The 22,456-nt window shown below is 64.8% G+C and carries 21 protein-coding genes; 13 read left to right on the top strand and 8 right to left on the bottom strand.

Going from position 1 to position 22,456, the window contains the following annotated elements; all coding sequences use genetic code 11:
- The first annotated feature begins 82 nt into the window (after positions 1-82).
- Positions 83-802, top strand: a complete 720-nt coding sequence (locus FJ948_RS23305) for a 3-keto-5-aminohexanoate cleavage protein (protein ID WP_140708580.1) — start codon at positions 83-85, stop codon at positions 800-802.
- 18 nt (positions 803-820) lie between these two features.
- Here FJ948_RS23305 and FJ948_RS23300 read toward each other — a convergent pair whose 3' ends face one another.
- Positions 821-2,335, bottom strand: a complete 1,515-nt coding sequence (locus FJ948_RS23300) for an AMP-binding protein (RefSeq protein ID WP_246677593.1) — start codon at positions 2,333-2,335, stop codon at positions 821-823.
- 32 nt (positions 2,336-2,367) lie between these two features.
- On the bottom strand, positions 2,368-3,183 hold the full coding sequence (locus tag FJ948_RS23295) for a p-hydroxycinnamoyl CoA hydratase/lyase (protein ID WP_140708577.1): 816 nt from the start codon (positions 3,181-3,183) through the stop codon (positions 2,368-2,370).
- Positions 3,184-3,275: 92 nt separating this feature from the next.
- Here FJ948_RS23295 and FJ948_RS23290 point away from each other — a divergent pair, with 92 nt between their 5' ends.
- Together FJ948_RS23290 and FJ948_RS23285 are read left to right on the top strand one after the other, a co-directional pair.
- Positions 3,276-3,773 (top strand): MarR family transcriptional regulator, encoded by a 498-nt coding sequence (locus FJ948_RS23290; RefSeq protein WP_246677592.1) that lies wholly within the window; start codon positions 3,276-3,278, stop codon positions 3,771-3,773.
- Between the two features lie 265 nt (positions 3,774-4,038).
- The gene (locus FJ948_RS23285) at positions 4,039-5,187 is read left to right on the top strand and encodes a Fic family protein (RefSeq protein ID WP_140708576.1); all 1,149 of its coding nucleotides are present in this window, start codon (positions 4,039-4,041) and stop codon (positions 5,185-5,187) included.
- A 61-nt stretch (positions 5,188-5,248) separates the two neighbouring features.
- Here FJ948_RS23285 and FJ948_RS23280 read toward each other — a convergent pair whose 3' ends face one another.
- From FJ948_RS23280 to FJ948_RS23270, 3 genes are all read right to left on the bottom strand, one after another.
- Positions 5,249-6,352, bottom strand: coding sequence for a serine hydrolase domain-containing protein (locus tag FJ948_RS23280; RefSeq protein WP_140708574.1), 1,104 nt, complete (start codon positions 6,350-6,352; stop codon positions 5,249-5,251).
- A 242-nt stretch (positions 6,353-6,594) separates the two neighbouring features.
- A complete protein-coding gene (locus FJ948_RS23275; RefSeq protein WP_140708572.1) occupies positions 6,595-8,208 on the bottom strand; it encodes an ABC transporter substrate-binding protein in 1,614 nt (537 codons plus the stop codon).
- A 44-nt stretch (positions 8,209-8,252) separates the two neighbouring features.
- Positions 8,253-9,386 (bottom strand): FAD-dependent oxidoreductase, encoded by a 1,134-nt coding sequence (locus FJ948_RS23270; protein WP_140708570.1) that lies wholly within the window; start codon positions 9,384-9,386, stop codon positions 8,253-8,255.
- Positions 9,387-9,519: 133 nt separating this feature from the next.
- Here FJ948_RS23270 and FJ948_RS23265 point away from each other — a divergent pair, with 133 nt between their 5' ends.
- Both FJ948_RS23265 and FJ948_RS23255 read left to right on the top strand, forming a co-directional pair.
- A complete protein-coding gene (locus FJ948_RS23265; RefSeq protein ID WP_140708568.1) occupies positions 9,520-10,137 on the top strand; it encodes an XRE family transcriptional regulator in 618 nt (205 codons plus the stop codon).
- A 318-nt stretch (positions 10,138-10,455) separates the two neighbouring features.
- Positions 10,456-11,160: an SDR family oxidoreductase gene (locus FJ948_RS23255; protein ID WP_140708566.1), complete on the top strand. Its 705-nt coding sequence runs from the start codon at positions 10,456-10,458 to the stop codon at positions 11,158-11,160.
- A gap of 223 nt (positions 11,161-11,383) precedes the next feature.
- Here the strand turns inward: FJ948_RS23255 and FJ948_RS23245 are convergent, their stop codons facing one another.
- Positions 11,384-12,604, bottom strand: coding sequence for a cytochrome-c peroxidase (locus tag FJ948_RS23245; protein WP_246677610.1), 1,221 nt, complete (start codon positions 12,602-12,604; stop codon positions 11,384-11,386).
- Positions 12,605-13,032: 428 nt separating this feature from the next.
- On the opposite strand from FJ948_RS23245, the gene FJ948_RS23235 reads away from it, so the two are divergent.
- Positions 13,033-14,565, top strand: a complete 1,533-nt coding sequence (locus tag FJ948_RS23235) for an acid phosphatase (protein ID WP_140708563.1) — start codon at positions 13,033-13,035, stop codon at positions 14,563-14,565.
- Between the two features lie 309 nt (positions 14,566-14,874).
- Here the strand turns inward: FJ948_RS23235 and FJ948_RS23230 are convergent, their stop codons facing one another.
- Positions 14,875-15,474 (bottom strand): DUF922 domain-containing Zn-dependent protease, encoded by a 600-nt coding sequence (locus tag FJ948_RS23230; RefSeq protein ID WP_140709073.1) that lies wholly within the window; start codon positions 15,472-15,474, stop codon positions 14,875-14,877.
- Between the two features lie 104 nt (positions 15,475-15,578).
- Here FJ948_RS23230 and FJ948_RS23225 point away from each other — a divergent pair, with 104 nt between their 5' ends.
- From FJ948_RS23225 to FJ948_RS23210, 3 genes are all read left to right on the top strand, one after another.
- Complete coding sequence (locus FJ948_RS23225; RefSeq protein ID WP_246677591.1) at positions 15,579-16,070, top strand: hypothetical protein; 492 nt, start codon at positions 15,579-15,581, stop codon at positions 16,068-16,070.
- Positions 16,071-16,324: 254 nt separating this feature from the next.
- Positions 16,325-16,813 carry a GNAT family N-acetyltransferase gene (locus FJ948_RS23215; protein WP_140708562.1) on the top strand — a complete coding sequence of 163 codons (489 nt, stop codon included), beginning with the start codon at positions 16,325-16,327 and terminating at the stop codon, positions 16,811-16,813.
- A gap of 132 nt (positions 16,814-16,945) precedes the next feature.
- Positions 16,946-18,115, top strand: a complete 1,170-nt coding sequence (locus FJ948_RS23210) for a PLP-dependent aminotransferase family protein (RefSeq protein ID WP_181173800.1) — start codon at positions 16,946-16,948, stop codon at positions 18,113-18,115.
- A 15-nt stretch (positions 18,116-18,130) separates the two neighbouring features.
- Here the strand turns inward: FJ948_RS23210 and FJ948_RS23205 are convergent, their stop codons facing one another.
- On the bottom strand, positions 18,131-18,385 hold the full coding sequence (locus tag FJ948_RS23205; protein ID WP_246677590.1) for a hypothetical protein: 255 nt from the start codon (positions 18,383-18,385) through the stop codon (positions 18,131-18,133).
- Between the two features lie 169 nt (positions 18,386-18,554).
- Between FJ948_RS23205 and FJ948_RS23200 the strand changes: the two genes are divergently transcribed.
- The 4 genes from FJ948_RS23200 (at position 18,555) to FJ948_RS23185 (ending at position 22,178) form a co-directional block, all read left to right on the top strand.
- Complete coding sequence (locus FJ948_RS23200) at positions 18,555-18,983, top strand: VOC family protein (protein ID WP_140708557.1); 429 nt, start codon at positions 18,555-18,557, stop codon at positions 18,981-18,983.
- Positions 18,984-19,280: 297 nt separating this feature from the next.
- Positions 19,281-20,240 (top strand): AraC family transcriptional regulator, encoded by a 960-nt coding sequence (locus tag FJ948_RS23195; protein ID WP_140708555.1) that lies wholly within the window; start codon positions 19,281-19,283, stop codon positions 20,238-20,240.
- Positions 20,241-20,494: 254 nt separating this feature from the next.
- Positions 20,495-21,286 (top strand): hypothetical protein, encoded by a 792-nt coding sequence (locus FJ948_RS23190; protein ID WP_140708553.1) that lies wholly within the window; start codon positions 20,495-20,497, stop codon positions 21,284-21,286.
- Between the two features lie 67 nt (positions 21,287-21,353).
- On the top strand, positions 21,354-22,178 hold the full coding sequence (locus FJ948_RS23185; RefSeq protein ID WP_140708551.1) for an outer membrane beta-barrel protein: 825 nt from the start codon (positions 21,354-21,356) through the stop codon (positions 22,176-22,178).
- Positions 22,179-22,456: the final 278 nt, after the last annotated feature.

Raw genomic sequence — 22,456 nt, 5'->3', positions numbered from 1 at the left:
TTTGTCAGGAGTGACGGCGCCACGGGCTTTGCGCGGTGTGGCGGGCTGTCTAGACTGCGCTCTTTTGTCCGAGGTGAAATCGATGATCGTCCAGGCCTGCATCAACGGCGCGCGGCCGCGCGATTTCCATCCCAGCCTGCCGCTGACGGCGCACGCGATGGCCGCGGATGCCGTTTCCTGCGTCGGCGCGGGTGCCGCCGAACTGCACATCCATCCGCGCGGCGAGAACGGCCGCGAAAGCCTGGCGGCGGTGGATGCGACGGTCCTTGCCGTGCGGCAGGCCTGCCCGGGCACATTGATCGGCGTGTCGACCGGCGCCTGGATCGAGAACGATGTGGCGCGGACCCGCGCGGCGATCGCCGCCTGGCGCGAGCTGCCCGACTATGCCTCGGTCAATCTCTCGGAAGCCGACGCGCCCGCCGTGATGGCGCTGTTGCGCGAGCAGGGCGTCGGCATCGAGGCGGGGCTTGCCACCACGGAAGATGCGGAGCGCTTCGTGGGGCTCGCCGACCGCGGCCGCGTGCTGCGTATCCTGATCGAGATCGACATACCGGACCTGCCCACGGCCCTCGACGAGGCGCACGGCATCGCCGCCGTGCTCGAACGCGCCGGGGTGCGGCGGCCGATCCTGCTGCATGGCGTCGACGGCACCGTCTGGCCGTTCGTGGACCTGGCGCGGCAAAAGCGCTGGTCGACGCGGGTCGGGCTGGAGGACGGCAAGACGCTTGCCGACGGAACGGTGGCAAAGGACAATGCGCGGATCGTTGCCGAGGCGACAGCAATCTTCCGCTCCGCGAGTTAAGCTGAACCTCGGCTCGGGTCAGACTCGCTGCCCGTCCGGTGCTGTCCAGCCACGCAAAATGTGTTTCTGGATCTTGCCGGACGCGGTGCGCGGCAGCGCCTCGGCGAGCAGGAACTGCTTCGGCACCTTGTAGCGGGCGATGCGGTCGCCGCAATGGCTTGCCAGCGCGGCCGGATCCACGGTCCGGCCGGGTTTGACCACGACGAAGGCGCGACCGACTTCGCCCCAGCGCTCGTCGGCGACGCCGATCACGGCGGCTTCGGCGATGTCGGGATGCTCGAGCAGCACCATCTCGATTTCGACGGGATAGACGTTCTCGCCACCGGAGATGAACATGTCCTTGCGGCGGTCGACGAGGGTGACGAAGCCTTCGTCATCGCGCCGCGCGATGTCGCCGGTGCGGAACCAGCCATCGCTGGTGAAGGCGCGCGCCGTCTCTTCCGGCCGGTTCCAGTAGCCCGGCGTGATCGACGGGCCGGACAGCCATATCTCGCCCGGTTCGTTGGCCGCGACCTCCTTGCCGTCGTCGTCGACGATACGCAGGCCGATCGTCGGCGCCGGCAGGCCGGCCGAGCCGGCCTTGCTGGCGATCCGCCCGGCCTCGACCGGCATGCCAAGCACGGTGCCGGCTTCGGTCATGCCGAAGCCGTCGACCATGCGGATGCCTTGAGCCAGCCACCAGTTGACATCGATGGCCGGGTTCGGCGCGCCGCCGGTGAAGATGGCGGTGAGGGACGTCCAGCGCGACGGCGCGAAGTCGGGATGTTCCCGCAGCATCCGGGCCATCTGCGGCACGCAGAAATAATGGGTGACGCCGAGTGAGGGATCGGCCAGCCGGCGGTTGGTCACATCGGCATCGAAGCCGGGCGAGATCAGCACCGTGCCGCCCTGCAGCAGCGGTGGACGCAGGCTGGTGACGAGGCCGATGACATGGAACATCGGCGCATCGCAGAGGAAGACGCTGGCATTGCCGACGCGCCCGAGCACGCCGAAATTGACTGCCGTGGCCAAGGCGTTGCTCTCGGTGACGACGACGCCTTTGGGCTGGCCCGACGTGCCCGACGTGTAGAGGATGATCGACGGCGCATCGCTGGCCGGCAAGACGCGGCGCGGCGCCGGCGCCTGGGCCTCGACCGCCCTTGCGAAGGCAGCGATGTCCACCGACATGCAGCCGTCGGTTGGCGCCAATCCAAGGGCCGCGTCATGCAGCAGCAGCGCCGGACCGCAATCGGCCAGGATCGCCCGCCGTTCGGCACCGGCGAGGCGCCAGTTGAGCGGCACGAAGATGGCGCCGAGCCGCATCGCGGCCTGTTGCAGGATCAGGAGATCGGCGCTGTTGCGGGCAAGCGTGGCGATGCGTTGGCCCTGTTCGACGTCCCAAGCGGTTTCGAGGACGCCGACGGCGCGCTGGATGGCCTCGTCGAGCGCCGCATAAGTCCAGCGCCGGCCGGTTGCCAGGTCGACACAGGCGAGACGGTCCGGCTGGCCTCCGGCATGCAGGGCGATGGGATCCGATGTCGTCGGGGCCGGCATTCGCATCTCCTCCCAGATTGCGTCTTACCGCGTCATCTCGCCTTGTCGTAGGCGCCGAGACCCGGTTTGTAGCTCTTTTCGTCGATGAACTGGCGGATGCCTTCCTTGCGGCCCTCGTTGTCGTGGGAGTTGGCCGCTTCCTGCGCCCGCACAAGATAGTCCTCGGCATTGTCATAAGTCATTTCGGCGACGCGGCGGATGGCGTCCTTGGTCGCTTTCAGGGCAATCGGGTTCTTCTTCAAAAGCACGTTCGCGACCTCGGTGACGCGCGTCTTCAGGTCGGCCAGCGGCAGGCTTTCATTGACCAGCTTCCAGGCGGCGGCTTTCCTGCCGTCGATGAGTTCGCCGGTCAGCGCGTGATACATGGCGTCGCGCATCGACAGGAGGTCGACCACCACCTTGGTGGCGCCGCCGCCGGGCAGGATGCCCCAGTTGATCTCGGACAAGGCGAATTGCGCCTCGTCGGCGGCGAAGGCGAGGTCGCAGGCGAAGAGCGGGCCATAGCCGCCGCCGAAACACCAGCCATTGACCATGGCGATGGTCGGCTTGCCGTACCAGCGCAGGCGCCGCCACCAGCCATAGGCTTCCGCCTGCGCCTTGCGGATGGCGCCGAGGCCCTTGGCTTCGGTCTCGCGGAAATACTCCTTGAGGTCCATACCGGCCGACCAGGCGCTGCCTTCTCCCGACAGCACCAGCACGCCGACATCGTCGCGGAATTCGAGCGCGTCCAGAACCTCCATCATGCGCCGGTTGAGCGCCGGGTTCATGCAATTGCGCTTGTCCGGCCGGTTGAAGCGCACCCAGGCGATGCCGTTCTCGACATCGAAGGCGACGGGCTCTTCGGTCATGGTCTGCGTCCTCCCATTCCGTTCGGAAATTGCTATGTTGCATAGCTATCTACTTTGCTATGTCGCATAGTCTTTTTCGCTTGACAAGGACCTTGGTCGCGGCGATCGGTTCAGCCATGGATGATAAAGAAGCTCACGCTGCTCCCGGCGCCCCGGACGTGTCGGCAAAAGACGCGCTCGACGCGCAGATCGGCTACAATCTCAGGCGTGCCTCGACCTTGGCCTTGAGTGATTTCGCCGTCGAGCTGGCCGATGCGGCGCTGCGCCCGGTCACCTACGGCATGCTGGCGCTTATCGACGAACAGCCCGGCATCCGTGCCGCGGAACTCTGCCGCCAGCTCGGCATGAAGAGCGCCAACATGGCGCCGCTGCTGGCCGACCTCGAAGAGCGAGGGCTGGTGGAGCGCGACGACCACGCGGACGACAAGCGCGTGCGGGTGCTGACGCTGACACCGGCCGCGCGCAAGGCCATGCCTGGATGGCGCCAACAGGTGCGCCGGCACGAAGACCGGTTCCTGCAACGGCTGACAGCCAAGGAGCGGGCAACGCTGCTCCGCCTGCTGCGCCTGATCTGGACGGACGAAGATTGACGTTGCCTACCTGGCCTTCTCGTCCCGCGACGCGAGCCGCAACAGCAGTATGGACTTCATGGCGGCATCTCGTGTCAGGGTCGGACAGCGTCTCATATGGCGGGATGCAATCCATCATCTCGCCGCGCCGCGTAGCGGAAAGTTTCTGAAACAGGGTCGACCGTTATTTCAGAAACATGCCCCCGAAAATGAAACATCTGTTGGAAGTTGGCAGAATCTGACATATGGATTTCCTTATTGCAGAAATCGGGGATGTTTCTGAAATATGGATTTGTCAGCCTACAGGTCGGGACGCTACGAAAAGCGGCTGGAATATCGTAGTTTCTTGCCGACCCCGGTCCATCATCCCTGGATCATCTCCAGCCCGGAAGTCATAGATGTGCTGGGTCGCGCCGACCGCGCATTGGCCGAATTGAACGCATTCGCGCAACTCGTCCCCGACATTGATTTCTTCATCAGCATGTATGTCGCGAAGGAAGCCACGCAGTCGAGCCGCATCGAGGGCACCCAGACCAATATCGAGGACGCCTTCAAACAGATCGAAGACCTGTCTCCCGAAGCGCGTGACGACTGGGGAGAGGTACAGAACTACATCCAAGCGATCAATAGCGCCATTGTTAGCCTCGAGCGCCTGCCTTTATCCAACAGACTGCTGAAGGAAACACATGCCATCCTCATGCAAGGCGTGCGCGGCGAAACCAAGCAGCCCGGCGAATTTCGAAACAGTCAGAACTGGATTGGCGTCAGTCTAAGAGACGCGGCGTTCGTGCCCCCGCATCATGAGCATGTGTCCGAGCTCATGAGCGACATGGAGAAATTCATCCATGACGACAGCCTGCGCGTGCCGCCGCTCATCCGCATTGCGATCGCCCACTATCAATTCGAAACCATCCATCCGTTCCTGGATGGCAACGGGCGGCTAGGCCGCCTTATGATCTCGCTTTACCTCTCCTCGCAGGGCCTCCTTGTCAAACCGGCGCTCTACCTGTCCGACTATTTTGAACGCAACAAGACCGCCTACATCGATCACCTCATGGCCGTGCGCGAAGGTAACCACATGCGGGAGTGGCTTATCTTCTTTCTCCATGGGGTTGAGGAGACAGCGCGCGCGTCTGCTGACGTGTTCCGCAAGATTTTGGTGCTCAAAGAGCGGATAGAACGGGAAACGCTGCCGCGCTTCAGCCATCGCCGTCAAGGAAACGCGCAACAGCTTGTAAGACATCTCTACAAGCGTCCATTGGTCGACGTAAAAGGCGTCACCATTCTACTGGACACGACGACGAACACGGCCACGTCGTTGATTGCCGATCTCATAAGCCACGGCGTTCTGGCCGAAGTCACCGGCCAAAGGCGTAATCGGCTTTTCGTGTTCGAACGATACCTTCAGCTCTTCGAAAGGCGCAGAGGTGGCTGACGTTCGCGCACCACGCCGCGTCAGTCCTCTGAAAGCCGCAACTCGATTTCCCCCTGGAAGATCATCGTTCCAAGATTGCCTCGATCGCCTGATCGACCACCGGGTGCAGGCCGCTGGCCTGGAAGGACAGGCGGTTGCCGGAGCCGACATTGCTGGTCATGGCGATGGTGAGGTCCGTCAGGGGATCATGCAGCATGACGGCGACGTAGCCTGGAATGCTGCCCTGGTGGCCGTAGAAGGCGCGGCCGGCATAGGCGCTCTGGAACATGCCGGCACCCGTCTCGCGCATGCGCGTGCCTGGAAAACTCGCCGGCACGCGCTGTTCGAACATCTCGGCGAAGAAGGGCTGGTACAACAGCTTGCCTGAGAACAGGCCGCGCATGAAGCCCACCATGTCGGATGGCGTCGATACCATGTCGCCGCAGCCATAGGCGGCGCCGAACGGGAAGGAATCGGAAGAATCCTGCAATGCGTCGGAATAGGGCAGCACGCCGTCCATGCGCCACATCTCGCCGCCCGAGGCGATGTCGGTGGGCGCGTTGGGCGCTGGCGGCGGCCGGTGATAATAGCCGCGCACCATCGATTTCTCGGGAAACGCCTCGGTCGCCGGCGACCAGGTGTTTTTCAGGCCGAGCGGTTCGAGGATCGCGCTCCTGACGTAGGCGCCCAGCGGCTGGCCGGTGACAGCCTCGATCACCATGCCTGCCAGGACATAGCCGGTGTTGTTGTAGACCGCGGGTCCGCCCGGCGCCTTCTGCTTGTCGGAAGCGAAGGCGATGTCGACCAGCTGTCGCGGCGTCCATTGCCGGCTCGGGTCCATGGGGATGTAATATTCGAATTCCGGCAGGCCGTTGCGATGGTTGATCAGCTGGCGCACAGAAATATCCTTGGCGCCCGGCAGGTCCGGGAACCAGGCCGAGATCGGCGCACCGAGATCGAGCTTGCCGGTCTCGGCGAGCTTGACCAGGGCCGCGGCGACGAAGGTCTTGGTGCAGCTGCCGATCTTGAACAGCCGGTCCGGCGTGACAGGGGTGCCACGCGCGCTGTCGGCGAGGCCAGCGGTGAGGGCGGTCGGCGTTTCGCCCTTGCGCGCATAGGCCAGTGAGGCGCCTACAGCGCCATCGGCGAGGTAAGAGGCGAGGAGGGCGTTCAGGTCTTTTGGCATGATGGTCTCGCTTTTGTGGAGCACGGGATTTTCGCAAGATCGGCTGGCGTTATGCCCTTGGAGAGACCCCCTCATCCGGCCCTTCGGGCCACCTTCTCCCCGTCAGGGAGAAGAGGGCGCCACGCTTCATCAGGCTCATCTGTCGGAGCCGCTGAAAGAGGAACTCGGCGCTCGAAGATCGCTTCTCCCCACCGGGGAGAAGGTGGCCGCGTAGCGGCCGGATGAGGGGACGGTGCCCCGCCTCACTCGGCCATATCGACGGCGGCGAAATTCTGCCGGCCGAAGGGGTCGAGCACGTAGTTGAGCACGCTCTTGCGGATCGGGATCGCCACCATCGAATGGGCGATCGGCGCCACCGGCGCCTCGGCCTTCAGGATTGCCTGCGCCTTGCCGTAGATCGCGGCGCGCTCCTTCGGGTCGGCGGCGACGCGGCCTTCGTCCAGCAGTTTCTCGAAATCCTTGTCGCACCAGCGCGAACGGTTGGAGCCGCCCTTCACGCCGTCGCAGGAGAGCAGATAGCTCAGCATGTTGTCGGGATCGCCATTGTCGCTGCTGCCGCCGAGCAGGAACGTGTCCTGCTCGCCCGCCGCGGTGCGCTTGAGATATTCGCCCCATTCGAAGCTGACGATTTCCGACTGCACACCGACCTTTGCCCAGTCGGCCTGGATCATCTCGGCCATGCGCTTGGCGTTGGGATTGTAGGGGCGCGACACCGGCATCGCCCACAGGCTGATCTTCAGCCCGCTTTCGTGGCCGGCTTCCCTGAGCAGTTTCTTCGCGCCATCGGGATCATAGTCGATGCCGGCATTGGTGACCGCGCCGAGCTGCGCCGGCGGCACGACGCTGCCGGCGACCGTGCCGGCGCCGGCATAGACGGCTTCCACGATCGCCTTGCGGTCGATGGCCTTGGCCAGTGCGGTGCGCACGCGCACATCGCCGAGCGGCGGATGTTCGACATTGAAGCCGAGGATGCCGATGTTCTGGCCCTTGAGGTCGAGCACCGTGATGTCGGGATCGGAACGCAGGTCGGCGACCGCACTTGGCGGCGGCGGGGCGGCGACCTGGCATTCATTGGCCTTGATGCGCTCGACGCGGGTGGTCGGCTCGGGCGTGATGGCGAAGACCAGCGTGTCTATCTTCGGCGCACCGCGCCAGTAATCCTTGTTGGCGGCGTAGCGGACCTGGCTGTCGGGCACATAGGCCTGGAGCACGAACGGGCCGGTGCCGACCGGGGCGCTGTCGATCAGTTCCGGCGTGCCGGCCGCCACCATCTTTTCGGTCTGCTCCAGCGACAGGATCGATAGATAGTCGAGCGCCAGCCCGGCCAGGAAGGTGACGTTGGGAGCCGTCAGCGTGAAGCGCACCGTGTAATCGTCGACCTTGTCTATCTTGTCGATCAGCGTGCCCATGCCCAGCGCGTTGAAGTACTCGTAAGAGCCGCCGCCGAGCTTGTGATAGGGATTGTTGGCGTCGCGCTGGCGGTTGAATGTGTAGAGCACGTCATCCGCGTCGAAGTCGCGCGAAGGCGCAAAATGCTCGTTCGACTGGAATTTCACGCCGTGCCTGAGGTGGAAGGTGTAGGTCTTGCCGTCCGGCGAGACATCCCAGCTTTCGGCCAGCGCCGGCCCGACCTCGGTCGTGCCCGGCTTGAACTCGACCAGCCGGTTGAAGATCGTCTTGGCGGCGGCGTCCATGGTGGAATCGGCGATGCCGATCGCCGGGTTGAAGGTCTCGGGGTTTGCTTCCGAACAATAGACCAGCGTCTTGGCATGGGCCTGCCCGCCCAGAAGGACGGATGAAGCCAGAAGGGTCGAGGCCACAAGGGATGGGGCAAGCACTGCGCGCAGGGATTTCATCGCAAACGCTCCTGATGACACATTCGGGGTTGAGGGAGGAAACTTCACGGCGTCGCCGCCGGGGTAAGGAAGCGATCGGGCGCCAGCGCCGCGGCAGTGACGCCGAGCGCGGTGACATCGCCGGGCAGGGGCTCGCCGCGCATCAGCGCCGCGCTCAGCCTGGCCAGTGTCAGCGACACCTGAAAACCGTAGCCGCCCTGGCCGCCGAGCCAGAAGAAGCCGGGCAGGCGCGGGTCGAAGCCGGCGACCGGCGTGCGGTCGGGCGCGAAGGTACGCAGGCCCGCCCATGGCGTCGACGGACGGCCGATGCGCATCGACGTCGCCTGTTCGATGCGGTCGACGGCGATGGCGACGTCGATGTCTTCCGGATACGCATCGCAAGGCTCGGAGTCCGTCTCGTCGGCGAGCGAGCCGATCAGCCTGCCGGCATCGGGCTTGAAGTAGAACTGTTCGTGCAGGTCGACCACCAGCGGCCAGCCGGCAATGTCGATGCCCATGGGTGGATCGAACAGGAAAGCGGTGCGCCGTTTCGGCTGGAAGCCGAGGCCGGAGAGCCCCGCCATGCCGGCGACGACATCGACCCAGGCGCCCGCGGCGTTGACGACGATGTCGGCCTGATGGGTGCCGGCATTGGTGATGACGTGGAAGCCATTTCCGGTACGGGCGATCTCGCGAACCTCCTCGCCGGTGCGGATGATGCCGCCGCTGGCCTTCAGCCTGGACGCGCAGGTCGCCAGCATCTTGCCCGTGTCGACATCGACCGCGCCCGGCTCATGGACGCCGCCGCAGGTGGTTTCCCCAGCAATGACCGGAACCAGCGCGTGCAACTCGGCCGCCGACAGGCGCCGCACGCTGGGCACCAGAGCCTGCAATTCGCCGGCCAGCCGGTCGATGGCAGCGTCGTCGCCGGTCCAGCCGACATGCAGCGCGCCGCGCCGGTGGGCGACGAAGCCGCCCTCGACGATGGCCTGCCGGCTGGCCAGCGTCAGTGCGCGCACCAGCCGGTTGCCATAGGTCTCGGTGAACAAAGCGGCGGAGCGGCCGCTGGCGTGATAACCCAGATGCGGTTCGCGCTCGATGAGGGTGACGTCAGCCCAGCCGGCGACGGCGGCGGCCAACGAGAGGCCGGCAATGCCGCCGCCGATGACGACGATTTTCTGGGAGGACTTTGACTGCATCCATCAGTCGTAAAAATATTTTCGTATCCAGTCAACATTTAGCGTATAAGAAAATTGTTGGTGTTGTTGATGACGACGGAGAGTTCGACTACCTAGGGTGGAGAACGGCGCGATCGCCGCCATGGAGCTGGCAATGTCGGAGCAACCGAACCTCGGTGATTGTCTGCGGGCCTTGAGAAAAACCCATGGCTGGACCTTGCAGGAGGTCAGCTCTCTCACCGGTGTCGCGGTGTCGACCCTGTCCAAGGTCGAGAACGACCAGATGTCGCTGAGCTACGACAAGCTGCTGCAGATCTGCGAGGGCCTCGGCATCCATGTGACGGAACTGCTCAGCGGCGACCGCAAGCAGCCGGCATCGCGCACCCGCCGCTCGGTGACGTCGCCAGCCAACACGTTGCGCCAGCTGACCCGCAACTACGATTATCGGTATCTCGCCACCGACCTGGTGCACAAGCGCATGGTGCCGATCCATGCCTATGCGCGCGCCCGCACGCCGCAGCAGTTCGGCCCGCTGACCCGGCATGCCGGTGAGGAATTCCTGATCGTGCTCAAGGGTGAGATCGAACTGCACACCGACCAGTACGCGCCGGTGCGGCTGAAGGAGGGCGAGAGCGTCTACATCGATTCCACCATGGGCCACGCCTACCTCTCGGTAGGCGAGGGCGACGCCGAGATGCTGTGCGTCTGCTCCGGCGACGAACCGGACATGGAAGGCACGCTGCTCAGTGTGCTGGAGACGGTGGAGGGGTAGGGGGCGTCTCGTTTCGATTGCCGTGGTTGGCGCCGCCCCTCATTGCCCTGCCGGGCATTTCTCCCCGTATAGTGACGGGGAGAAAGAAGCTGGCCGCAGCGCCGGCACACCCTTCTTGCACCGCTCGGGATTGGCGAAAGCGCCTGACACAGCGCCCCTCTCCCGTCACTATACGGGGAGAGGATGCCGGCAGGCAGGTGAGGGGCAGCGCTGCCCGCCCAAGTTTTTTGCAGGTCGGTTCAGTCTTTCTGGTTCGAACTGGCTGGCGAAACCGGCTATAGGACCGCTGCAATCGCCAACCCCGATGAGGAAAACCGAATGAGCTCAGAAAAAACAGCAGTCATCGTCGCCGGCGGCAGCGGCATGGGGGCGGCGGCGGCAAAGCGGTTGGCGGCGGATGGCTTCAAGGTCGCCATCCTGTCCTCCTCGGGCAAGGGCGAGGCGCTGGCCAGGGAGCTTGGCGGGCTCGGCGTCACCGGCTCCAACCAGTCGAATGACGATCTGCAGCGGCTTGCCGACGCGACGCTCGAAAAGTGGGGCCGCATCGACGTGCTGGTCAACAGCGGCGGCCACGGGCCGCGCGCGCCGATCCTGGAGATCACGGACGAGCAGTGGCACACCGGCATGGACGTCTATTTGATGAACGTCATCCGGCCGGTGCGCATCGTGGCGCCGCAAATGATCAAGCAGAAGGGCGGCGCCATCATCAACATCTCGACGGCGTGGGTGGCCGAGCCGAACGCGATGTTCCCGACCTCGGCCGTGTTCCGCGCCGGCCTTGCGGCCTACACCAAGATTTTTTCCAACACCTATGCACCGGACAATGTGCGCATGAACAATGTGCTGCCCGGCTGGATCGACAGCCTGCCGGCGACCGAAGAGCGCCGCGACAACGTGCCGATGCAGCGCTATGGGACGAGTGAGGAGATTGCCGCGACGATCGCCTTCCTGGCCTCGGAAGGGGCGGGTTACATTACCGGGCAGAATATCCGTGTCGATGGGGGTGTCATCCGGGCGCTGTGAGGAATCTTGGAGACGCCGGCGGGCCAGCGCCCCCCTCTGTCCTGCCGGACATCTCCCCCACGAGGGGGGAGATCGGTGGCACATCGGGTTCGCCAATCTTCAACGTGTAGAATCGCGCGGGGCGCGGAAGCTGCCAATCTCCCCCCAAGTGGGGGAGATGTCCGGCAGGACAGAGGGGGGCGCTGGCCCGCCGGCATTTCGTTTTTGGCTTCCGTGCTAGGCCTCAGTGGCCCACCTGATCCGCATCCGTCAGCGTCTGCAAAAACGCGACGATGTCGTCGATCTCGGCGTCATCGAGCGCCGGCTTGTCGCCGGGTTTCTTGCCGTCGAAGGGCGGATCCTGATTCAGGTTTCCCCAGTAAGCCTTTGGCAGATCGTCATATTTCTTAACCGTGCCCTCGGCATTTTTCGGGTACCAGCGGCCGGGATCGGTGTCGCGGCTGGCGTAGAAGGCGACGGCGTCGCGCAGTGTGTGGAACTCGCCATTGTGGAAAAAACTCTGGCGCAGCGCGACATTGCGCAGCGTCGGCGTCTTGAACAGGCCGCAATACTCCGGCCGGCCATGGAAATCGGTGCGCAGCGGGCCGCACAGGCCGAGATCGGCATAGGCGGGGTCGGCGTTGGCCGGGATGGCCGGGTTGCGCGGCACGGCGATGGCGATCAGGCCAAAATCGGTGAACTGCGGCGGCTCGCCGTCATTGGCGGGTTCGCTGAGATGGCAGGAGGCGCAATTGCCTTTTTTCTCGTCCTCGAACAGTTCGCGGCCATGCAGTTCCCGCGTCGACAATGTCGCCTTGCCGGCGAGGAAGGCATCGTAGCGGCTGGAGTATGGGTAGAAGTCGGCCGCGCTCTGCTCGAACGTGCCGAGCGCTTCGGCGGCGGCGTCGAAGGCGTCGCCCGGGCGGTCGAAGACGTCCTGCCCGAACACCGCCTTGATGTCGCCGGCATAGGCCGAGTTGCGCAAGGCGGCGGTGACCGCCCCGGCATCCTTGTTGGCCATCTCGAAGGGCGAGAGCAGGGGTATTTTCGCCTGGTCCTTGCCGTGGTCGACGCGGCCGTCCCAGGTCAGGCCGCCGGTCGGGCCGTTGTCGACGCTCTCGTCGCCCTCGTCCTCGGAATCGTAGAAATGCTCGGTGAAGGCGGGTGCGGCCTGGAGATAGCGCAGCGACGGCACGGCGCGCACGCCCGGCTGGTCGAGATCAGGCCCGCCCATCTCGACCGGCGAGGCCGAGGCCGGCCCGAAAGCATGGCGCGGGTCATGGCAGGACGAGCAGGCCTGCCTGCCCGAGGCCGACAGCGCCGGGTCGAAGAACATTTTCTTGCCAAGCGCGGTGAGTGCCTGGGCCCGGGCGAAGGCGTCGGCGCGCGACAGGGGGCCGGGATGGACGCTGCCGGTTCCGGCGCTGACGATGCTGGCAGAGGAGATCGCAATGATGACGAGCATCGATGCGGCGAAGGCGCGTTTCTTCCATTGTGCAGCTGGCATGTCGGTTGGCCTGTTATGTGGTCTGCTAGTCTGGAACTGGCATTGCTACGAATTGATGACCCGTGTCCGAGCAAGGACATGCGGCCGACGCCGAGTTCCGTCACACCCCCCTCTGTCCTGCCGGACATCTCCCCCGCAAGGGGGGAGATTGGCAGCTTCAGCGACTGCGCCCCTCACACTTTGGTGATTGGCGAACGCATAGCCGTATTCGATCTCCCCCCTTGCGGGGGAGATGGCCGGCAGGCCAGAGGGAGGTGCTGTCCCGCCAACGTATCAGGTTGTATCAATGCGGCTGCGCGTAACGGCCCCTGTCACAAAGCTGACAAGCAGCGGCCCTAGCGTCCAAAAGTTCCTCCAGCCACTCCCCAGCCACGAGGCGTCTTCCCATGACCAGGTCCTTTCTCTCCCTTTGCCTCGCCTCCACGGCGCTGGCATCGCTCGCTGCCGCCGCCCATGCCGCGCCTCCGGGCTTCGACAAGATCGACACCGTCGTCGTCATCTATGCCGAGAACCGCAGCTTCGATAATCTCTACGGCGGCTTCCCCGGCGCCAATGGTCTGGCCAGTGTCTCGGCCGATCAGGCGCGCCAGCTCGACCGTGACGGCAAGCCGCTGACCGAACTGCCGCCGGCCTGGGGTGGGCTGACCGGCAAGGGCGTCACGCCCGTGGTGACGGAGGCCGAGACCGCGCATCTCGCCAACGCCGCCTTCGCCATCGACGATCCCAAGGGTTTTCACGAGGGCACCAACGTCATCACCCACGATCTGTGGCACCGCTTCTACCAGGAGCAGATGCAGATCGACGGCGGGAAGAACGACAAGTTCGTCGCCTGGGCCGATTCCGGCGGCCTGGTCATGGGCCATTATGACGGCTCGAGGCTGCCGATGTGGCAGGTGGCGAAGAAATACGTGCTGGCCGACAATTTCTTCCAGGGCGCCTTTGGCGGCTCCTTCCTCAACCATTTCCAGCTCGCCTGCGCCTGCGCGCCGGTCTATCCCAACGCCGACACCAGCCCGATCAAGGGCCAGATCGCCGTGGTCGAGGCCGACGGCACGACCTTGAAGGTGGCCGACAATTCGCCGGCCTCGGCGCTTGGCGGCGTGCCGAAATTCGTCAATGACGGCGCCATCACGCCCGACTTCCATGCCGTCAACACCATGCAGCCGCCTTACGAGCCGAGCGCCAACAAGCCGGCCGAGGGCGGCGACAAGGCGTTGGCCGATCCGGCCGCGCCCACCACGCTGCCGCCGCAGCACGACGTCACCATCGGTGATCTCCTGTCGCTGAGGGGTGTGAGCTGGGCCTGGTACGCCGGCGCCTGGCAGGCAACGCTGGACGGCAAGAACGCCACGCCGGTGCCGAACTTCCAGTTCCACCACCAGCCCTTCAACTATTTCGCCGCTTACGCGCCGGGCACCGCGGCTCGCACCGAGCATCTCAGGGACGGCGGCATGGACGGCGCGGAATTCATCAAGGCGATCGACGACGGCAAGCTGCCGCAAGTCGCCTTCTACAAGCCGCAAGGCAATCTCAACGAGCACTCGGGCTATGCCGACGTGACCTCGGGCGACCAGCATCTGGCCGACCTCGTTTCGCATCTGGAGAGGAGCCCGCAATGGGGCCACATGCTGGTGGTCGTCACCTATGACGAGAATGGCGGCTTCTGGGATCACGTCGCGCCGCCCAAGGCCGACCGCTGGGGCCCGGGCAACCGCATCCCGGCCTTCATCGTCTCCCCCTATGCCAGGATGGGCACGGTCGACCACACGCAATACGACACGACGTCGATCCTGCGCTTCATCACCGCGCGCTACGACCTGCCGGTGCTTTCAGGCATCGTCGCCCGCGACAAGGCGCTGGCCGCCAATGGCGAGCCGCCGATGGGGGATTTGTCGGCGGCGCTCGATCTCAGCCGGTAGGTGCGCTGGTTCACCGACCTTGGTGCCTTTCCTCGCCCTCCGGAGCCCTCCGGAGGGAGAGGTGGCGCTGCGAAGCAGCGACGGAGTGGGGGAAGGCGGTTCTCGACCGCGCTGCCGCTGACACCCAGGCCTCAGTCACAGCGAGATATCACCCGGGCTTGAAACACAGCGGCCGAACCAGGTCGACCCCCACTCCGTCTCGGCTTCGCCGAGCCACCTCTCCCCCGATCGACGGGGGAGAGGAAAGGCGCGCGTTTGCCGAGCTTGGCGCCTTTCCTTGCCTAGTGTTGGGAGGGGTGAGGCTGGCGCTCAGCCGCCATTCACCAAAGCGAAAACCAGTTTCTGCAAATTGCCGCCCTGGCCGAACTCGACGCGGTCGAAATCGCGGCTGCCCTGTATCCTCGTCTTCGAGATCGCGTCGAGCCGACGGACCACCTCGGCCCTGGTCTTGCTGCATTTGGGATCGTCAGTGACGGTCAGGCCGTCTGTCGCGGCTTCGATGTCATGGACCATCTGGATCATGCTGGCGCCATGCACCTTCTCATGGGCGCTGACGCCGGCGATGAACACCTCCCATTTCTTCTGGAGGGCTGGCGGCAGCGGCTCGGAAGGGCTTGGCAAGGTGTAGGTGATGATGAGTTTCGGATTCCCCGCCGTCAGCACGCAGTCCTTGCCCCTGGGCTTGTAGTCCCTGACACCCCAGGTCAGCTTGAAGTTGGTGTAGGCGATGGCGCGGGTGATACCGACATTCGGCCCGTTCTCGCCGATCGACCGGTAGAGCTCCAGCCCGGACTGGCCTGATATGGCGTAGGTCTCGACCTTCTCGACCGGCTTCCATTCGGCATGGGCGGTGAGCGGCAAGGCCATCAGGGCGGCGGTCAGAAGACACAGGCGAATACAGGCTTTCAACACCGCTCTCTCCGGGACGCGCGGCCTTGCCGTAGATGCAATGCCATTCAACGGCTTTTCCTATATGCTGGCGGCGGGTGCTGCAAATGTCGGAGGGGGAAGCCATGACAAGATATCTCGTTGCCGCCGGTGCCTTGGCGGCATTGCTGGGCGCACAATCGTCCTTCGCCGCGTCCTGCGGCGGCTGGAGCGCGAAGATGGAAGAAGACGAGGGCGGCAGCGTGCTGACAGCTTCCGTCTGCGGCGGGCCGAAGGGCGACGCGTATCTGATGCTGAATTGTTACGACAAACCGGTGCTGAGCTACGATCTGGGCGCCAGCGGCCAGCAGCTGGAACCGGGAGCCAGCGGCGTTTTCGACTTCAAGGCCGACGGCAAGACGGTGACCAGGACGCTGCAGCTGGAGGAAATGTACGGATATTTCGTGGTCAATCTGGCGAAAGCCGATCCGCTGCTCGACCTCTTACGCTCGAAGGGCGACCTGTCGGTCAGTTCGGCCAAATATGGCGAGATCGGTTTTCCGCTGAAGGGCTCCAGTGGGGCGATCGGCAAGGTGCTGGCGCAGTGTGGCAAGGCCAAGCCGGCGGACGGGGATTGAGCCTCGGCGCCGCCCCTCATTGTCCTGCCGGACATTTCTCCCCGTATAGGACGGGGAGAAAGACGCAGTCGCTGGCGATTTCGCCAATTGCCGGCGCTGGGAAATAGGCGCCGAGGGATGCCACAGCGTCCTTCTCCCGTCCCTATACGGGGAGAAGATGCCGGCAGGCAGATGAGGGGCGGCGCTGGCGTTTGGTGATTGGGCCGCGCATCCACCCTTGCCGCCGGGGCCGGCCAGCCGTATCTCATCCGCCCATGACCAACATCCAATTCCGCAAAGCTGTCGCCGCCGACCTGCCGGCCATCGTCGCCATGCTGGCCGACGATCCGCTGGGCGCTGGCCGCGAGGATGCTTCCTTGCCGCTGGCGCAAGGCTATGTCGATGCCTTCGCGGCCATCGACGCCGATCCCAACCAATTGCTGGCGGTGGCCGTGGATGGCGGCGCGGTGATCGGCACGTTGCAGATCACCTTCCTCGCCGGGCTATCGCGCAAGGGCGCGTGGCGGGGGCAGATCGAGGCGGTTCGTGTCGCCGATGGCAGGCGCTCCGACGGCATCGGCAGGAAGATGGTCGAATGGGCGATCGGGCAATGCAAGGCGCGCGGCTGCGGCCTGGTGCAGCTCACGACGGACAAGGGCCGGGCGGATGCGCACCGTTTCTATGAAGGGCTCGGCTTCACGGCCAGCCATATTGGTTACAAGAAGAGCCTTCAGACACGGACGCCGGCGGCAACTGGCGTATAGCGGAAGCCTTCCAGGCCCTATTCAATTTGCCGGCAAGAGCGGATATAGGTCAGCCAAGTTGACCTATATAAGAAACGTCCGGGGAGGCGTGTCGTGACCCTTTTGAACCTGTTGGCCTCGCGCTCGTCGCGCATGAAGGCGTCGGAAATCCGCGAGCTGCTGAAGCTGCTCGACCAGCCCGACATCATCTCCTTCGCCGGCGGCATTCCCGATCCCTCACTGTTCCCGGCCGATGCCATCCGCGATGCCTATGCCGATGTGCTCAGCGGCGCGGAAGCCGGAGCGGCGCTGCAGTACCAGGTCTCGGAAGGCTATGCGCCGCTGCGCAAATGGCTTGCCGGGCAGATGGGCAAGCTCGGCATCGCCTGCGACGAGGCCAACATCTTCATCACGTCGGGCTCGCAGCAGGCGCTGGATTATCTGGGCAAACTGTTCCTGTCGCCGGGTGACACCGCGCTGGTGACATGGCCGACCTATCTCGGCGCGCTGCAGGCCTTCAACGCCTATGAGCCGCGCTACGACCGGCTGCGGCCCGAGGGCGGCAACATGACGCCCGAGGCCTACCGCGCGGCCGCCGCCGCGAATGGCGGGCGGGTGAAGTTCGCCTATCTGGTGCCCGACTTCGCCAACCCGACCGGCAACACGCTGGACAAGAAGCAGCGCGAGGCGGTGCTCGACCTTGCCGGCGAACTCGACATCGCCGTCATCGAGGACGCCGCCTATCGTGCCCTGCGCTATGACGGCGAGGCCGTGCCGCCCATCCTGGCGCTCGACTGCATCAGGTCTGGCGGCATCGACAAGGCGCGCACGCTCTATTGCGGCTCGTTCTCGAAAATCCTGTCGCCGGGCATGCGTGTCGGCTGGGTCTGCGCGCCTCGCCATGTGGTCGAAAAACTGGTGCTGATGAAGCAGGCCTCGGACCTGCACAGCCCGTCGGTCAACCAGATGGTGATGCACCGCGTCGCCGAATCCGTGTTCGACGGCCAGGTGGACAAGCTGATCGGCGCCTATCGCGAGCGCCGCGACGGGTTGCTCGGCGCGCTTGAAGCCCACATGCCCAAGGGCGTGACCTGGAGCCGCCCGGAAGGCGGCATGTTCGTCTGGGTGACGCTGCCGGAAGGCGCAGACGCCACCGAACTCCTGGCGCGATCGGTGAAGGAGGCGCGTGTCGCCTTCGTGCCCGGCAATGCCTTCTATGCCGACGGCACCGGACGCAACACGCTGCGGCTGTCCTTCACGCTGGCCGACCGCCGCGCCGTGAGCGAGGGCATTCCCCGGCTGGCGGCCGTCCTGAAGGGATAGGCCGCAACCAGACCTTCATGCCGTCTGGCTGACCAGATGCTTGAGCTTCGCGAGCCTGGCGCGGGCGAGCTTGCGGATCGGTTTTTGGAAACCTTCCTCGCCGGTTTCGACGACGAAGACCAAGGTCTTGAAGTCCAGCATGAACTCCTCGATGGCCCGCTTCGTTTGTTCGGACCTGTCCCTGAACCTTGCCAGCAACGCGTTCGCTTCCTCGATGGCACCGGCATCGGCGCCGTCGACCAGCGCTTCCAGCTTCTCAAAACAATCCAATGGCAATTCCCTCCCGCCGCGGCACCAAACTTGCGTTCAGCCGAAAAGTTCCATCCGGCCCGAAAAATTGTCGCTGGTTGTCAGCAGATGCACGCGCCCCGCGTTGACGCCTTGCCGCCGGCGCCTAAATTCGAGGCATTGCGAGGAGGAGCTTGCGAGGAGGAGCTTCATGGAAACCCAGGAATTGCATCGCGGCCGGCTCATCGACCACCTCCAGCTCGTGGTCAGGGATCTCCCCGCCAGCCGGCGTTTCTACGAGGCGCTGTTCCAGGTGCTTGGCATCCCGATCGGCGGCGCCGGCGAGGATTATTTCTGGGCCGACGAATTGTTCATCTCCAGCGCGGACAGCCGGGCCGCATTGGGCAAGCTGACCGGCCGTCATCATCTGGCTTTCCAGGCCAGGGACCACGCCATGGTCGACGCCTTCCACAAGGCCGGGCTGGCGGCCGGCGGCAAAGACAATGGCGCGCCGGGCGAACGGCCCTATCATCCCGGCTATTATGCCGCCTTCCTGCTCGACCCCGACGGCAACAACATCGAGGCCGTCCACCACGGCCCGGCCAACCGCAGCGTGGCCTCCGTGAAGATCACCTTCTAGGGTGTATCGATATTCAGGTGAGGCCGGCCTGAGCTGAATCTCAACACACCCGAGCCCGTGACGGTGTTGCAAGTTGCAGCGCCAGGGCGAGCCTGGGGTGATTCCCACGCCGCATTTTCCAGGCATTCTTGGAAATTCGAACGCCAGGGCGGGCGAATCCGGCCGGATTCTTGACCTGGGCGGCACTGGAATTGTCCTGCAGGGCAAGGGATGGCGCCGGCTCTGGACAAGAGGCGAATCGGTCCCATACGGTGCGGCTTCAGGGAAGACGCGTGCGCGGGAAAGGCCGGTTGCTCGTTGAAAAAGAACGTCTTCTCATCGCTCGATCTGCCGCCGCATCTCGACGACCGGGCGCGTTTCGCGCTCTGGCAGGACATCCATGTCGCGGAGATATGGTCGGTCGAATACGCCATCTCCGGCAATGTGCCGTTCCAGGCGGACATCGAAGCCACCGCCATCGGGCCGCTGGTGCTCGGGCGGATGGCAGGGACGATCAAGCATGCCAGCCGCAAGACACGCAACATCGCCGATGACGGGCGCGACGGCTATCTGCTGCTGGTCAATGACGGCGACACCAGGCTGAGCGGCGTGCAGACCGGCCGCGACTACAGCATCGGCAGGGGCGAGGGCGCGCTGGTCTCGGCCTCGGAGGCGCTGGAAATGACCGGCGGCGACCGCAATGTCTGGACCAATGTCGTGGTGCCCCGCGAAATCCTGGAAAACGCCTTTCCCCATGTCGACGACCGCCTGGCGCTGACCATCGGCGCCGACAATGAAGCGCTCGACATGCTCAAGCGCTATTGCGGCTTCCTCGAAGCGGGGCCGGCCTTGCTCTCGCCCGATCTTGTCGCCCACGCCACCGAGACGATCGTCGACCTGATCGGCCTGGCGACCGGCGCCAAGGGCGAGATCGCCGAGCTGGCGGGCGTGCGCGGCCTGCGCGCGGCCAGGCTGCAGGCCATCCTGCAGAAGATGCGGGACAACTTCGCAGATCCCGGCGTCTCGGCCCAGCACATCGCCCGGCAATTGCGGCTTTCCGCGCGCTATGTCCACGATCTCCTGCAGGAAACCGGCTCCAGTTTCGCCGAGCATATTCTCGAACTGCGCCTGCAGAGAGCCCATCGCATGCTGCGCGACCGGCGCAACGACCGCATGCGGGTCAGCGAGATCGCGCTCTTGAGCGGCTTTTCCGACGTCTCCTATTTCAACCGATGCTTCCGCCGCCGCTTCGGCTCGACGCCGAGCAGCGCCAGGTAGTTTCACCCGACAGCGATTCCCCCCGGCATCCCCAAATGGCGTGCGGCCGGATGGCCACACTGACCGGGAAAGCACCGCCGCGCTTTCCCTGACAATTCGAGTGCGGCCCAGCCCAAGACGCGGAACGGCGAACAATGCAACACCGGAGGCTGACAAGGCCGGCAGCGGGGCCGGACGGGTCACGTCTTCCATTACCGGATGTGGGGTCCGGAACACATTCGCACTTCGGGGGTTCAATGCATCGCTTTTCAATCATGGCCGCGTCGCTGGTCGCCACAACATCCGCCTACGCCGCAGATACCCTGCAGCCGCTGGCCGCGGAGACGGTGGTGACGCGGCATATGTCCGGCTACAGCGAACTCTATCTGGGAGGACTTCGCTATCCCGACGGCGATGACACGCTCCGCACAGCGGGCGGTGCTGCCCGTGTCAACATCCCATTTGCCCAGCGCTGGAACCTCCAGGGGGACCTGACCTACGACCGCACCTGGGATGACTTCGACGATCGGAATGGCAGCGGCGGAGCGATCCATGGCTACTATCGCGATCCCGACCGTTTCGCTGCCGGTGTTTTCGCCACCTACACAGCCTTTGACTTCGGTGGCGACTTGAACCCGAGCAGCTATTCGGTCGGCCCGGAAGTCCAGGTCTATGTCGGCAATCTGACCCTTTACGGCCAGGCCTATGTGGGCCAGCTAAACTTCGGCGATTTTCACGGCGACGAATGGGGCGTGCGCGCCGTCGCCCGCTACTTCATCCAGAAGAACCTTCGCCTGGATGGCGAGTTCCTGTTCAACAGGTTGGATGAGGGGTTCAACCTGGACGTAATCGGCGGAGCCGTGCAGGCCATGTACCGGTTCGACGCAACGCCATGGTCGCTGTTTGGGCGTTATCAATTCGAACGCACCAAGGGCGGATCATTCGGCGCGGACAAATTCGTCATCGGCCTGCGCGCCAGCTTCGGCAGCAACTCGCTGCTCGACGAGGATCGCACTGGTGCGACCATGGACACCTACCGAGCCAACGCGGTGATAAACATCAACTGAGCCCGGGTGATTGGCCTCGCGCATCATACACGCATCCAGAACTCATATTCATCTTCGGGGCTTTCACATGCATCGCTTTTCAATCTTCGCCGCGTCGTCGCTGGTCGCCGCGACCACCGCGTACGCCGCCGATACGCTGCAGCCGTTGGCCACGGAGACGGTGGTGACGCCGCGTGTTTCCGGTTACGGCGAACTCTACCTTGGCGGCCTTCGCTTCGTCGGCGACGATTACACCACCCGGGCCGGCGGGGGTGCGGTGCGCGTCAACATTCCGTTCGCCCAGCGCTGGAACCTGCAGGGCGACCTGACCTATGACCGCATATGGGGCCATTATTCCCCGCTGGACGGGACCAGCGGCACGATCCATGGCTACTACCGCGATCCCGATCGTTTTGCCGCCGGCCTCTTCGCCGCCTACACATCGTTCGGCGAAAGCGGCGTGACCGTGAACAACCATGCCGTCGGCCCGGAAGCGCAGCTCTATTTCGGCAAGCTGACCCTCTATGGCCAGGCCAGCGTCGGCCAGCTCACCATCAACGACTTTCACGGCGACCAATGGGGCCTGCGCGCCGTGGCGCGCTATTTCGTCCGCAGGAACCTTCGCCTCGATGCGGAACTCGACTTCAACCGAACCGACTATGATGGCACCAACGAGGACGTGGTCGGTGCCGCCGTCCAGGCCATGTACCGGTTCGACGAAACGCCGTGGTCGGTGTTCGGACGCTATGAATTCGAACGCAGGAAGTTCGAAACGTCCACCCAGGACACCAGGGCCAATAAGCTCGTCATCGGCCTGCGCGCCAGCTTCGGCAGCGACTCCCTCTTCGACGAGGACCGCAACGGCGCGACGATGGACACTTACCGGCCGGCATCGGTGATCAATACGAAGTGAGCCGGCGGCTCGGTCGCATGGCGCTGCCATGATCGCATCGCAATTGGCTGCATAGCTGGGCGCGATCCGGTCCCGCCGTCATTTCGGCCCAGCACCTGAAGGCAGCCCATGTCCGAGAACCATGGCGGCGACGCGCGGCCAACCGGCGGTCGGCGCACCGCCCGCTTGCTGCTGCGGCAGCCAACGGCAGCAGATCTCGATTTCGTGACGCGGCTGTTTGCCCGCCCCGAACTGGTCGCGCAGCAACCGGTCGGCGCTTTGCTGGGCGGTGTCGGGGG

Source organism: Mesorhizobium sp. B2-3-12 (assembly GCF_006442205.1).
GTDB lineage: Bacteria > Pseudomonadota > Alphaproteobacteria > Rhizobiales > Rhizobiaceae > Mesorhizobium.
This window is presented reverse-complemented; position numbering and strand designations above follow the sequence as displayed.

Excerpts from the sequence above, each read along its gene's own strand:
- FJ948_RS23305 (WP_140708580.1), top strand. The coding sequence starts at position 83 with ATGATCGTCCAGGCCTGCATCAACGGCGCGCGGCCGCGCGATTTCCAT.
- FJ948_RS23300 (WP_246677593.1), bottom strand. The coding sequence starts at position 2,335 with ATGCCGGCCCCGACGACATCGGATCCCATCGCCCTGCATGCCGGAGGC.
- FJ948_RS23295 (WP_140708577.1), bottom strand. The coding sequence starts at position 3,183 with ATGACCGAAGAGCCCGTCGCCTTCGATGTCGAGAACGGCATCGCCTGG.
- FJ948_RS23285 (WP_140708576.1), top strand. The coding sequence starts at position 4,039 with ATGGATTTGTCAGCCTACAGGTCGGGACGCTACGAAAAGCGGCTGGAA.
- FJ948_RS23280 (WP_140708574.1), bottom strand. The coding sequence starts at position 6,352 with ATGCCAAAAGACCTGAACGCCCTCCTCGCCTCTTACCTCGCCGATGGC.
- FJ948_RS23275 (WP_140708572.1), bottom strand. The coding sequence starts at position 8,208 with ATGAAATCCCTGCGCGCAGTGCTTGCCCCATCCCTTGTGGCCTCGACC.
- FJ948_RS23270 (WP_140708570.1), bottom strand. The coding sequence starts at position 9,386 with ATGCAGTCAAAGTCCTCCCAGAAAATCGTCGTCATCGGCGGCGGCATT.
- FJ948_RS23265 (WP_140708568.1), top strand. The coding sequence starts at position 9,520 with ATGTCGGAGCAACCGAACCTCGGTGATTGTCTGCGGGCCTTGAGAAAA.
- FJ948_RS23255 (WP_140708566.1), top strand. The coding sequence starts at position 10,456 with ATGAGCTCAGAAAAAACAGCAGTCATCGTCGCCGGCGGCAGCGGCATG.
- FJ948_RS23245 (WP_246677610.1), bottom strand. The coding sequence starts at position 12,604 with ATGCTCGTCATCATTGCGATCTCCTCTGCCAGCATCGTCAGCGCCGGA.
- FJ948_RS23235 (WP_140708563.1), top strand. The coding sequence starts at position 13,033 with ATGACCAGGTCCTTTCTCTCCCTTTGCCTCGCCTCCACGGCGCTGGCA.
- FJ948_RS23225 (WP_246677591.1), top strand. The coding sequence starts at position 15,579 with ATGACAAGATATCTCGTTGCCGCCGGTGCCTTGGCGGCATTGCTGGGC.
- FJ948_RS23215 (WP_140708562.1), top strand. The coding sequence starts at position 16,325 with ATGACCAACATCCAATTCCGCAAAGCTGTCGCCGCCGACCTGCCGGCC.
- FJ948_RS23210 (WP_181173800.1), top strand. The coding sequence starts at position 16,946 with ATGAAGGCGTCGGAAATCCGCGAGCTGCTGAAGCTGCTCGACCAGCCC.
- FJ948_RS23200 (WP_140708557.1), top strand. The coding sequence starts at position 18,555 with ATGGAAACCCAGGAATTGCATCGCGGCCGGCTCATCGACCACCTCCAG.
- FJ948_RS23190 (WP_140708553.1), top strand. The coding sequence starts at position 20,495 with ATGGCCGCGTCGCTGGTCGCCACAACATCCGCCTACGCCGCAGATACC.
- FJ948_RS23185 (WP_140708551.1), top strand. The coding sequence starts at position 21,354 with ATGCATCGCTTTTCAATCTTCGCCGCGTCGTCGCTGGTCGCCGCGACC.